Genomic DNA, 12281 nt, shown 5'->3' on the forward strand with positions numbered 1-12281 from the left:
CGCATGCCTCTCGTCGGCAAGTCGGGCCCTGCACGCTCGCGCGGCGGCGGCCGGCGGTAGGATCGGCGCAAATCCAGATGCGTCCGAACGCACCCAAGCGCACTCAAACGCATCCAACTCGCAGCCGCCATCGGGGGACCGCCATGAAAGGTTTGTTGAAGGGACTGCTGTACTTGGTCGTGCTGCTCGCCGTGGTGTTCGTGGTCGGCGGCTTCCTGTTGCCGGCGAGCACGCATGTCGAGCGATCGATCTCGATCGCGCGGCCGCCGGGCGAGGTGCATGCCTTGCTCGACTCCTACAAGCGCTTCAACGAGTGGTCGCCGTGGTTCGAGCTGGAGCCGGGCGCGAAGTACAGCTACAGCGGTCCGGAGTCGGGCGTCGGCGCGGCGATGGCCTGGGAGGGCGACAAGGTCGGCAAGGGCGCGCAGCGCATCACCGAATCGGTACCGCAGCAGAAGGTCGTCAACGCGCTCGACTTCGACGGCACCCAGGCCACCGGCACCTTCACCTTGAAAGGCGAAGGCGACGGCACCCGCGTGACCTGGGCGCTGGACAGCGATCACGGCAGCAACCTGGTCTCGCGCTGGTTCGGCCTGCTGCTCGACAGCATGGTCGGCAAGGATTACGACAAGGGGTTGGCGAAGCTCAAGCAGGTGGCTGAGAGCGATCCTCGATAGAGCCGGGAATCGGGAATGGGGAGTCGGGAATCGGCAAGAGCCAAAGCGGGACGAACTCGATATTCACGATCCGCGAATAAAAAAGCCCGCATTTCGCGGGCCTTTTTTATGCTTGGAATGGGACGGTAACGGTTGCTTTTCGCTTCTGCCGATTCCCGATTCCCCATTCCCGACTCCCGCCGTTATCGTGGCGCCGCAGTCGCCTTCTGCGCATTGCTGCCACTGACCTCGCGGCTCGGCGTCACGCCTTCGGACGCGTACAGGCCCGGGTCGTCGAAGCCGTCGACGTCGAGCCAGCGTTCGGTCGGCAGGCCGATCGCGCGGTCGAGCAGGGTCGGCAGCATGCCGGTCGGCAGGCCGCTTTCGCTGTTCCACAACACCGCGATGCCCAGGTCGCGATCGGGCAGCATCGCGACCATGCCGCGATAGCCCTGCACCGCGCCGGCATGGAACACCACGCGGTGGCCGGCGTAATCGAACACGCGCCAGCCCAGCGCATAACCGGCCGTGCTCAGGCGCTGGCGGCGCCAGCTCGAGCCGCGGATTTCGGTCGGCGTATCGACCAGCGGTTGATGCAGGGTCGCGAGCAACGGCAGCGGCAGCACGTCGGTGCGGTGGCCGGTCTGGGCGATCAGCCACTGCGCCATGTCGCTGGCGCTGGCATTGACGCCAGCGGCCGGCGGCAATTGGTAATAGGTCGGCTTCGGCGTCACCGAGGCCCAGCCGCCGCGCGCGCGCACGTGCGGCTTGGCCCAGCGCGCGCTGGCGGTGATGCCTTCCAGGCCGAGGCTGGCGTCGTTCATGCCGAGCGGCTTGAACAAACGACGCTGCACTTCCTGACTGTAGAAATCGCCGGTGGCGGCGAACACCACGTCGCCGATCAGGCTGAAGGCGATGTTCTGGTAGCCGTAGCAGGTGCCGGGCTGGCAGGCCATCGGCGCGTACGCGAGCTTCTGGGTCAGCACGCGGTAGTCGGCGTAGTTTTCCAGGTCGCGGTCGTAGGTGTTGTGGGTCAGGCCGACCCGGTGGCTGAGCACGTCGGCGACGGTGAGGCTGCGCGCGGCGGTCGGATCGACCAGTTGGAAGCCGGGCATGTAGTCGACGACCTTGCTGTCCCAGCGCAAGGTGCCGTCGTTGACCAACAGGCCGGTCAGGGTGCCGGCGAAGCTTTTGGACAGCGAGGCCAGACGGAACACGGTGTGGGCGTCGATCGGCTCGGCGTTGCGCACGTCGGTGATGCCGTAGCCGCGCGCGCTGAGCACCTGGCCGTTGTGGACGATGGCCATCGCCATGCCCGGAATGCGTTGCTCGGCGACCAGGGCCTGGGCCATGGCTTCGAACTGGCGTACGTCGAAATCCGCCGACAGCGGCTGCACGCGCGGATTGAGGTCCTGCGGCGCGGCGCTCAGGCCCGGCAGCGCGGTGCCGTCGTAGCCTTGCGCGCGCGCGACCGGCTGCGAGGGTTCCGGCGTGCGCCAGCGCAGCGAAGTCTGCGCGGTCGAGCCCAGGGTCATGGTCAGCAGGGCCGCGAGCGTGCCCAGGCGCCAGGGGTTGAGTGAGCGTCGGGAAGAGGTGCGTTTCATCGCTCGCAGCGCCTGGTTAGCCGGGGTCGATCCGATTCTAGCGCCGATCTCAGGGAGTTGTGCAACAACCGCATTCAGGATTCTGATTTTGCAGGGATTAGTGGTTGGGGACGGGAATCGGGAATGGGGAATCGGGAGTCGTAAAAGCCACACCATTGGCGTGTCATTTCAGCCGTGGGGTGGGACTGGGGAATGGGGAATCGGAAAAGCAGCGCCACGCGCATGCTGCGGCTCTTGCCCTTCCGATTCCCGACTCCCCATTCCCGATTCCCGGCTTCACCGCCCGCGGATCAGGTCCGAAGCCCGCTCGGCGATCATGATCGTCGGCGCATTGGTGTTGCCGCCGATCAGGCTCGGCATCACCGAGGCGTCGATCACGCGCAGGCCCTGGACGCCGCGTACGCGCAGTTGCGAATCCACCACCGCCGCCTCGTCGTCGCCCATCCGGCAGGTGCCGACCGGGTGGTACACCGATTCGGCCTTGGCGCGCACGAATTCGATCAGCTCGGCGTCGCTGAGGTCGGTGCGGGCCGGGAAGATCGGCGCGCCGCGGTACGGGTCGAAGGCTTTCTGCGCGAACAGCGTGCGCGAGAGCTTGGCGCACTCGAGCATCATCTTCAGGTCGAAGCCTTCCGGGTCGCTGAGATAGTTGGCCTGGATGCGCACCTTGTCGCCGGCGCTGGCGCTGGCCAGGCCGATGTGGCCGCGGCTGCGCGGACGCAGGAAACAGGCATGCGCGGTGTAGCCGTCGCCGGCCAGGCGGTGGCGGCCGTGGTCGTCGAGCATCGCCGGCACGAAATGCAGCTGGATGTCGGCGCGGTCGTCCGGCGCGAGCGCCGAACGCACGAAGCCGCCGGCTTCGGCCAGGTTGCTGCTGCCCGGGCCGCTGTGGCCGCGCAGGTAGTAGTCGAAGGCGACGCGCACGTCGCTGGCGCGGTCGTAGGTGACGCGCTGGGTCGAGTGCTGCAGGGTGCACACGTCGAGATGGTCCTGCAGGTTGCGGCCGACCTGCGGCGCGTCGTGCAGCACCTCGATGTCGTGCTTGCGCAACTCGTCGGCCGGACCGACGCCCGACAGCATCAGCAACTGCGGCGAATTGATCGCGCCGCCGCTGAGCAGCACCTCGCGCACCGCGCGCTGGTGATACGAACGCCCGCCGCTGCTGTAGACCACGCCGGTGGCGCGGCCACCCTCGATGCTGATGCGGGTGACCAGCGCGCCGGTGACCACGTGCAGGTTGCGCCGCTCGCGCGCCGGGTCGAGGTAGGCGACCGCGCTGGAGCAGCGCGCGCCGTTTTTCTGGGTGACCTGGTAGAAGCCGAAGCCTTGTTGCTGCGGCCCGTTGAAGTCGGTGTTGCGAGCGAAGCCGGCCTGTTGCCCGGCCTCGATGAATACGCCCGACAGCGGGTTGGTGTAGCGCAGGTCGGACACGTACAGCGGGCCCATGCTGCCGTGCAGTGCGTCGTCGCCGCGACTGTTGCGTTCGCTGCGGCGGAAGTAGGGCAGCACGCCGTTCCAGTCCCAGCCGCTGGCGCCGGCCGCGGCCCAGTCGTCGTAGTCGCCGGGCACGCCGCGGATGTAGCACATCGCGTTGATCGAACTCGAACCGCCGAGCACGCGGCCGCGCGGCCACCACAGGGTGCGGTTGTCGAGCTGCGGCTCCGGCGCGGTGTCGTAGTCCCAGTTCACGCCTTTCTTGTTGACCAGCTTGGACAGGCCGGCGGGCATGTGGATGAACGGATGCAGGTCGCGCGGGCCGGCTTCGATCAGCAGCACGCGCGCGTCGGGATCTTCGCTCAGGCGGTTGGCGAGCACGCAGCCGGCCGAGCCGGCGCCGATGATGATGTAGTCGAACTCGGTGGGCACTGGCGATTCCCGCAGGCGCGCGGCGTGTGTCGTCGCGCTGACGGGGCGACCGTAAGCGCCAAAACTAGAGCAAATGCTCCCAACATCGCGGCTGGCGGGGATGCCGCCCGGTGCGGTGGTGGCGATATGCGACGCCTTGGGCTACCGTGCCGGCAACCCGCATGGCCGCGACATCGGCGTTGCGGGCGGCGAGCGGTTCGATGCGGTCATGCCGTGCATCGCGCCGCGCCGCCGTCGAACCGCACGACCCGCTTCACTCAGCACCACCGCACAGCACGATCCCCGCACAGCCGGCGGCCCGCCGGCGCTGTACTCACGGAGCGACGGAATGTCGGCAGTTCAAGGCGCCAGCCTGCCCTCCGGGCGAGTGCATAGCGGGGAGTGGCGCGCGGTCGCGTTCTCGGTGGGCTATTTCTTCTGCGTGCTGACCGCGTACTACGTGATCCGGCCGCTGCGCGACCAGCTCAGCGGCGCGGTCGGTTCGACCCAGTTGCCGTGGTTCTACCTGGCCACCTTCATCGCCACGCTGGCGCTGACGCCGGTGTTCTCCGGCCTGGTCTCGCGCTACCCGCGGCGGGTGGTGGTGCCGCTGGTGTACGGCTTCTTCATCGTCTGCCTGCTCGCGTTCATGCCCTTGTTCGGCGAACACGGGCCGCTGAGCGCGCGCGCGCTCGGCACGGTGTTCTTCGTGTGGATCAGCGTGTTCAACCTGTTCGTGGTGTCGGTGTTCTGGAGCTTCATGACCGACATCTGGAGCGAGGGCCAGGCGCGGCGGTTGTTCCCGGTGATCGCGGTCGGCGGCACGGTCGGTTCGCTGGCCGGTCCAGTGCTGACCCGGGTGCTGGTCGACCGGATCGGGGTGGCGCCGCTGCTGATGGTGTCGGCGGCGCTGCTCGGGCTGGCGCTGGTGTTCGTGACCTTGCTCGGGCAGTGGTCGCGCGTGCATGGCACGCGCCGGCACGAGGCCTCGCACGAGGCGGCGATCGGCGGCGGCATGCTCGACGGGCTCAAGCAGATCTTCTCCAATCCGTTCATGGCCTCGATGGCCTTGCTGCTGTTGCTCGGCGACTGGATCGGCACGGTCAACTACGGCCTGGTCGTGGATTATTCCAAGGCCACCTTCACCGATGCGGTGGCGCGCACGCGCTTCGCCGCCGACCTGGACCTGATGACCAATATCGTCGCCCTGACCATGCAGGTGCTGATCACGCCGTGGCTGTTGTCGCGGCGCGGCGCGGCGTCGGTGATCGGGGTGTGGTCGGTAGTGACGGTGGCGTTCCTGACCTTGACCGCGATGGTGGCCGACGCGCATGCGCCGCTGACCGAACTGTTTCCCGCCTTCGGGGCCTTGATCGCGATGTTGCCGGCCGGGATGGCGGCGACGATCGCGCCGATGCCGGCGGTGGCGATCACCCTGGTGATCAGCCGCGGGCTCGCTTACGGCATGGTCAACCCGGCGCGCGAAAGCCTGTTCACCAGCGCCGCGCGCACCCTGCGCTACAAGGGCAAGAATGCGGTCGATACCGCGTTCTGGCGGTTCGGCGACGTGACCGTGGCGACCACCGTGGTGGCGCTGCGCAGCGTCGGTGTCGGCGTGGCCGGGCTGGCCGGCATCAGCGCGGCGGCGGCGGCCGGCGCGGGCGTGATCGGCTGGCGGGTCGCGCGCTGGGTCCAGCGCAACAATGCGGCGGAGCGTCGCGAGACCACGGCGGCATGAGGCGCGGTTGGCGACCGTGGCCGCGCCAGCAATGGCTGCAACGGGTGCTGGTCACGCTGGTGCTGTGCGCGGTCGCGTGCCTGGCCTGGGGGTTCTTGTGGGAACCGCGGCAGCTGATCGAACGCGACTACGAATTCGCGCTGCCGCATTGGTCGCAACAATGCGAAGGCCTGCGCGTGGACGTGGTGGCCGACCTGCATACCGGCTCGCCGCACAACGGCCTGGACAAGCTCGACGAGGTCGTCGCCAAGCTCGCCGCCAGCGATGCGCAGGCGGTGCTGATGGCCGGCGACTACGTGATCCTGAGCGTATTGGGCGGTACCTACATCTCCGCCGACCAGATGGCGCCGCACCTGCGCCCGCTGACCGCGCGCAAGCCGGTGTACGCGGTGCTCGGCAATCACGACTGGTGGAAGGACGGCCACAAGGTGCGCGCGGCGCTGGAAGCGGCCGGGGTGATCGTGCTCGAAGACCAGGCCGTGCAGGCCCGCCTGGGCGGGTGTCGCGTGTGGATGGTCGGCATTGGCGATAAATGGGAAACGCCGCACGACATCGGCAAGGCCTTCGCCGGCGTCGACGACGACGCACCGGTGATCGCGCTGACCCACAACCCCGACCTGTTTCCGGATATTCCGGCGCGCGCATCGCTGACGATCGCCGGCCACACCCACGGCGGCCAGGTGAAACTGCCGTGGATCGGCACGCCGGTGCTGCCGGCCGACCAGCGTTACGCCGGCGGCTATCTGATCGAACACGGCAAGCACCTGTTCGTTTCCACCGGCATCGGCACCAGCATCCTGCCGGTGCGGTTCGGGGTGCCGCCGGAGATTTCGCGGCTGAGGTTGAAGGCGGCCGTGGATGAGCCGCGGCCAAGCCGCGCGGCTCGGCCCGTGGCTCCATGACTGCGCGAGGCTGCGCTGAGGATTGATTCGACCGCTGGCTGTTCGCGATCGAACGATCGGCCGGCGGGCCCTGCGCATCAACGCATCATCGGTGCCGGCGCCTGCACTTGCTCGTTCTTGCCGACGCTCGGTGCCGCCGGCGTGTGCGCCGGCAGTTCCTGCAACTCGCGCGCGATCTGATTCATCGGCGGTGCCTGGGTCGCGTCGGCGCTGGCATGGAACCCCGGGGTCTTGCCGCCGATCCAGATCTTGCCGTCGTTGACGCCGATCTTGTTCGGATCGATCTGCGTGGCGTCCAGACCGCTTCGCTTTGCCTCCAGCATCGCCTGGGCCACGGCGTTGTCGGGCACCTCGGCCGGCAACTTGTCGCGCAGCATCTGGTAATAGGCGTGATCGCGGTGGCCGGCCTCGCGCGGGTGCGGCGCGGCCGGATCGGCGCCCGACGAAGCGGGCTGCGCCGGTTGGCTCGGCGGCGACGGCGAACCGGGCGCGGGGCCGCGCACTGAACCACTGGGATCGGAGAAACCCGGTGGCAGCGGAAAGCCCGGCAAATTGAGCTTGTGCAGATCGACCCGGATGTCCGGCGCGGGACGATCCGGATGCTGCCGGGCCGCGTCGTGCTCGGCCTGGTAGGCCAGCGACAGATTGCGGTGCGCGTAACGTTCCGGGTAATGGTTGCGATCGTAAAAGTGGACGCCCATGGCCTCGACGTTGTCCGGTGTCGCCGCGATCTGTCCGTTCGCGCCGATGCTCAGCCCGGGCTTGGGCGTGTAGTTCTTCTGCCCGTTCGCGTCGATGCCGACATCGAAGTACTGCTGCATCTGGTCGGAAGACGCATACAGCTTCGCGTTCATCTGCTCCGCAGTGGCGTCGGGATTTTCCCGGCGCACATGCGCGGCCAGTACGTTGAACCCGGAAATCTGGTCGTTGGATTCGCGCAGCCGGTCGCCGCGATTGCGCGCTTCGAGCAACTCGGTGTAATCGTGCGGCGAAGGGCCTTGGGCGATTTTCTCCACCTCGCGATCGAAGTCGCCGACGAGCGTGTCGATGTCGGCCTTGTTGACCGAATGCTCGATCTCATGGCCGAACACCATGCGCAAGGTATTGGCGTCCTGCGGGTTCCTGGCGCTGGCTTCCAGCATGTCCATCGGCAAGGCGATGGAATCATCGCTCGGATCGAATCCGCCCAGCGCGCCGCGTGCGCGCTGCGCCGGATCGAGCGGCTTGATCAGGTCCAGGTTGCCTTTGTCGATCGCCGCGAGCATGCGCGTTTCCAGCTCCGGCGTGCTCTTGAGCAATTCGCGCAGATTGGCGCCGGCCAGCGCATGGTCGCGTTCGAAGTCGGCCAGCAGCTTTTCCAGGTCTTGGGCGGGCGTGGGCATGGTCGTGATCTCCGCTCAGCCCAGCACGCTGATATGCAGGCCCGAAACGCAGGCCTTGCCGGCGCCCGGGTCGCGATCGCCGTAGGTCTGCACCGTCACTTGTACCTCGCCACGCACGAACCGCCAGGGCTCCACGCCCTGATAGCCGAACGCCGGATCGCGTTTGTTTTCCGCCAGCGGCACCGGTTTGAAACCGATGCCGGCCAGCGCGCGGCCGTAGGCGTCGAAATCCATGGCGCAGATGGGCGCGGTGTCGGCCGCGCCGTCGCGGACTTTGCGTGTGTCGATGAAATCGAAGTCCAGGCGGGTCGGCGCCTGCCCCTGCTTGTAAGCCACCGACGACAGGCTGTAGGCCCAATCCGGCGCGACGCGCCCGGCGGCGCCGTATTCGCTGCGGTCGGCCGAATGGAACGTCACCGGCAAGCCGGTTTGCCGCTCGATGTTGTCCGGTGCGAGATCGGCGACGGCGTGGACGCTGTCGATCAATTTCAGGATTCGCCCGATCAGCTGTTCGGCGTCGAGGTGAGCGGAGGCGGCATTGGCGGACGTGGACATGGCGGCGTATTCCTTGGCCGGCGCGGAAGCGGGTGGGTGGGCGACGCAAGCGGGGGCGAGCAGCACGCTCAACATGGCCGCCAGGCGATAGCGCGAAACGATGGCGATGGCGCGCATGAGCATCCTGCTGTGGGGGCGGTCGTCGCGATCAGGCTAAAGATGCAAGGTACTCGGCACAAGCGGAATCTGGGCAAACCGCGCACTGGCGATGAAAACAGCGGGTCGTGCGCCAGAAGGCCGAGCGGCCTCGACGCGCGCACGAGTGCGCGGCGCCGATGGCGGGCGGGTGCGCTGCGAGCGGCCGGCCCGGGCACGACCCATGCCGAAGGTTGGGATGACCATCCGCAGAGGTCGGCGCCGGGCGACGGCGCTAGTTTGGGCGGGGGAACGGGAGCGGCGCGATGCGCAAGCCGGTCGGGCACTGCGAAAACACGGACGCATGGCGGACATACGCGACGGCGTGTTCGCCGAACCCGGCCGTGCGGCACCCGGCGATGATGAGGCGGTTCCGGGGATGAGCCCAGTCGCCGCGCTTTCCCACAGGGATCGCGACCCGGTCGCCTCCAGCGCACCGCTGTGGTGGTCGCTGCTGTACTTCTTCTGCCTGCTGTGCGGCTACTACGTCCTGCGCCCGGTGCGCGATGCGATGGGCGCGTCCAACGATGCCGCGACGGTGTTTCCGCACGCGATGATCGCCTGGGCGCAGTCGCACGGCTGGCAGCTCAAGGACTTCGTGTTGCAGGTGCTGTTCACCGGCACCTTCGTCAGCATGCTGCTGTTGCAGCCGGTGTACGGCGCGCTGGTCGCGCGGTTTCCGCGGCGGGTGTTCCTGCCGGTGGTGTACCTGGTGTTCATCGCCTGCCTGTTCGGTTTCCACTGGGCCTTCGACAGCGCGGTGCCGGGACGCGGCATGGTGTTCTTCGTGTGGATCGCGCTGTTCAACCTGTTCGCGGTGACGGTGTTCTGGAGTTACATGGCCGACGTGTTCGACGACGCGCAGGCGCGGCGCGTGTACGGCTACATCGGCGCGGGCGGTACCGCCGGCGCGGTGATCGGGCCGATGCTCACCCAATGGCTGGTGCAGCCCTTGGGCGTTGCGAACCTGCTGCTGGTCTCGATCGCGTTCCTGTCGGTATGCGTGCTGTGCATCGTGCGCCTGCGGCCGTGGGCGATGGCGCGCGAACGCCGGCAGGGGCTGGCCAGCGGCGAAGCCGCGATGGGCGGTTCGGTCTGGGCCGGGCTCAAGCTGGTGTGGCAGCGGCCGGTGTTGCGCGCGATGGCGGTGACCTTGTTCTTCAGCGTCGGCGCGGCGACCTTGCTCTACAACCAGCAGGCGGCGATCGCGCGCGAGTTCTACCCCAGCGCCGAAGCGGCGACCGCGTACTTCGCCCGCATCGACAGCGCGGTCAACCTGCTCGCGATCCTCACCCAGTTGCTGCTCACGCGCTGGCTGCTGAACCGTCACGGCGTCGCGCCGGCCTTGCTGATGCCCGGGCTGACCCTGTTGCTCGGCTTCGGCGTGTTGCTGGCCTCGCCGGTGCCGGTGATGGTCGCGATCGTGCAGGTCTTGCAGCGCGGCAGCGAGTTCGCCCTGGCCAAGCCCGCGCGCGAAACCCTGTACACGCGCATGGACCGGCCGTCGCGTTACAAAGGCAAGGCGGTGATCGACACCGCGGTGTTCCGCGGCACCGATCTGGCCTTCGCCTGGGTCCACAAGGGCGTGGCCGCATTCGGCACCCAGGCGGTGTTCGCCGCCGGCCTGCTCGCCGCGCTCGGCATGACCGCGGGCGCGTGGAGCATCGTGCGCGCGCAGCGCCGGCTGCCGGTCGCGCCGCCGTCTTGCGAATCTTCGTCTTCCGATCTTTCTTCCGAACCCCAATCCGCACGAGGTGAATCATGAGCACCAGTCGCCGCGACTTCCTCGCCGCCAGCGCCGCCGGCGCGGGCCTGCTCGCGCTGCCGTCGTCCGCGCGCACGCTCCTGCGGCCCAAGCCGCGCAAGTTGCTGGTGCTCGGCGGCACCGGCTTCCTCGGCCCGCACTTCGTCGAGATCGCGCGCAAGCACGGCCACACCCTGACCTTGTTCAATCGCGGCAAGACCAATCCGGACAAGTTCTCCGGCGAGCAGTTCAACGACATCGAGCAACTGCACGGCGATCGCAAGAGCGACATGAAGGCGCTGGAAGGCGATCGCCAGTGGGATGCGGTGCTCGACACCTCGGCGTATCTGCCCGCGGACGTGACCCGTTCGGCCAAGCTGCTGGCATCGCGGGTCAAGCAATATCTGATCGTGTCGACGATCTCAGTCTACGCCAAGAACGACGCGCCGAACGACGAGACCTCGCCGCTGGCGGTGCTGGCCGATCCGAACGTCACCGAGGTGACCGGCGAAACCTACGGCGGCCTCAAGGCGCTATGCGAGCAAGCGGCCGAACGCGAACTGCCGGGGCGCACGACGGTAGTGCGTCCGGGCCTGATCGTCGGTCCCGGCGACAACAGCGACCGCTTCACCTACTGGCCCGCGCGCGCCGATCGCGGCGGCGAAATCCTCGCGCCCGGCAGCGCCGCCGACCCGACCCAGTTCATCGACGTGCGCGATCTGGCCGCGTTCCTGCTGGCGACGATCGAGGGCGGCCACTTCGGCCTCTACAACGCCGACGCCGCGCCCGGTTCGCTGACCATGGGCGCGCTGCTGGGCGAATGCCAGCGCGCGGCCAAGAGCAAGTCGAGCGTGACCTGGGTACCGGCGGATTTTCTCGAAGCGCAGAAGGTATCGGCGTGGCAGGACATGCCGGCGTGGATTCCCGCGCGCGGCGAGTACGCCGGGTTCGGCCGCACCTCGGTGGCCAAGGCGCGCGCCGCGGGTCTGCAACAGCGCCCGCTGCGCGAGACCGTGAGCGCAACGCTGGAGTGGTGGCGCGCCCTGCCGGAAGAACGCCGCGCCAAACCGAAGGCCGGCATCGCCGCCGCCCGCGAAGCCGAAGTCCTGAAAGCGTGGCACGAGAGTTCAAAGCCCAAGACCTAAACGAAGCCACGTACCTCACTGTAGGAGCGGCGCAAGCCGCGACCGCGCCACCGCACACCCCGGCGCGCCCACCACGAGGCCGACATCGCCCCGATATCGGCCTCACCTCACATATCGCCCGGCAACACCCAAAAACCCACGCCACCGCCCCCATCCAAAGCCGTATGCTTGCGCAAACCCATCCGCGCAAGGAACCCGACCGATGCACTGGCTCACCATCGTCCTGATCGCCTTGGTCGCGTTGCTGCACCTGTACTTCCTGATCCTGGAAATGTTCCTGTGGACCAAGCCGCTGGGCATGAAGGTGTTCCGCAACACCCCGGAAAAAGCCGAAATCACCCGCGTGCTCGCGGCCAATCAAGGCCTGTACAACGGCTTCCTGGTCGCCGGCCTGGTGTGGGGGCTGGTGTGCGCGCGAACGGACGTGGCGACGTTCTTCCTGGCCTGTGTGGTGGTCGCCGGTGCCTACGGCGCGGCCACGGTCAGCCGCCGCATTTTCTACGTGCAGGCGGTTCCGGCGCTGGCCGCGCTCGCGGCGTTGTGGTGGCTGTGATCCGAGGCGGCGGCTGACGCGA

10 protein-coding genes are annotated in these 12281 nt (G+C 68.1%); 6 read left to right on the plus strand and 4 right to left on the minus strand.

Annotated features, from left to right (window positions below; genetic code table 11):
* Positions 1 to 143: 143 nt before the first annotated feature.
* Complete coding sequence (locus KME82_RS05495) at positions 144 to 677, plus strand: SRPBCC family protein (RefSeq protein WP_215497630.1); 534 nt, start codon at positions 144 to 146, stop codon at positions 675 to 677.
* A gap of 182 nt (positions 678 to 859) precedes the next feature.
* Here KME82_RS05495 and KME82_RS05500 read toward each other — a convergent pair whose 3' ends face one another.
* Both KME82_RS05500 and KME82_RS05505 read right to left on the minus strand, forming a co-directional pair.
* Positions 860 to 2260 carry a serine hydrolase domain-containing protein gene (locus KME82_RS05500; RefSeq protein WP_215497631.1) on the minus strand — a complete coding sequence of 467 codons (1401 nt, stop codon included), beginning with the start codon at positions 2258 to 2260 and terminating at the stop codon, positions 860 to 862.
* A 276-nt stretch (positions 2261 to 2536) separates the two neighbouring features.
* On the minus strand, positions 2537 to 4126 hold the full coding sequence (locus tag KME82_RS05505; protein ID WP_215497632.1) for a GMC family oxidoreductase: 1590 nt from the start codon (positions 4124 to 4126) through the stop codon (positions 2537 to 2539).
* A gap of 328 nt (positions 4127 to 4454) precedes the next feature.
* Here KME82_RS05505 and KME82_RS05510 point away from each other — a divergent pair, with 328 nt between their 5' ends.
* Positions 4455 to 5843 (plus strand): NTP/NDP exchange transporter, encoded by a 1389-nt coding sequence (locus KME82_RS05510; RefSeq protein WP_215497633.1) that lies wholly within the window; start codon positions 4455 to 4457, stop codon positions 5841 to 5843.
* Positions 5840 to 6745, plus strand: a complete 906-nt coding sequence (locus KME82_RS05515) for a metallophosphoesterase (protein ID WP_215497634.1) — start codon at positions 5840 to 5842, stop codon at positions 6743 to 6745. Before KME82_RS05510 ends, KME82_RS05515 begins: the two co-directional genes overlap by 4 nt.
* 77 nt (positions 6746 to 6822) lie before the next feature.
* On the opposite strand, the gene KME82_RS05520 is transcribed toward KME82_RS05515, so the two are convergent.
* Both KME82_RS05520 and KME82_RS05525 read right to left on the minus strand, forming a co-directional pair.
* Positions 6823 to 8127, minus strand: a complete 1305-nt coding sequence (locus KME82_RS05520; RefSeq protein WP_215497635.1) for a hypothetical protein — start codon at positions 8125 to 8127, stop codon at positions 6823 to 6825.
* Between the two features lie 15 nt (positions 8128 to 8142).
* Entirely contained in the window at positions 8143 to 8799 is a 657-nt protein-coding gene (locus tag KME82_RS05525) for a hypothetical protein (protein WP_215497636.1), read from the minus strand.
* Positions 8800 to 9196: 397 nt separating this feature from the next.
* Here KME82_RS05525 and KME82_RS05530 point away from each other — a divergent pair, with 397 nt between their 5' ends.
* The 3 genes from KME82_RS05530 to KME82_RS05540 all read left to right on the plus strand — a co-directional run bounded on the left by KME82_RS05530 (position 9197) and on the right by KME82_RS05540 (position 12259).
* A complete protein-coding gene (locus KME82_RS05530) occupies positions 9197 to 10582 on the plus strand; it encodes an NTP/NDP exchange transporter (protein ID WP_215497637.1) in 1386 nt (461 codons plus the stop codon).
* Positions 10579 to 11706 carry an NAD-dependent epimerase/dehydratase family protein gene (locus KME82_RS05535; protein ID WP_215497638.1) on the plus strand — a complete coding sequence of 376 codons (1128 nt, stop codon included), beginning with the start codon at positions 10579 to 10581 and terminating at the stop codon, positions 11704 to 11706. Before KME82_RS05530 ends, KME82_RS05535 begins: the two co-directional genes overlap by 4 nt.
* Before the next feature lie 202 nt (positions 11707 to 11908).
* Positions 11909 to 12259: a DUF1304 domain-containing protein gene (locus KME82_RS05540; RefSeq protein ID WP_215497639.1), complete on the plus strand. Its 351-nt coding sequence runs from the start codon at positions 11909 to 11911 to the stop codon at positions 12257 to 12259.
* The last annotated feature ends 22 nt before the right edge of the window (positions 12260 to 12281 follow it).

Origin of the sequence: Lysobacter capsici (assembly GCF_018732085.1) — a bacterium.
Taxonomy (GTDB): domain Bacteria; phylum Pseudomonadota; class Gammaproteobacteria; order Xanthomonadales; family Xanthomonadaceae; genus Lysobacter; species Lysobacter capsici_A.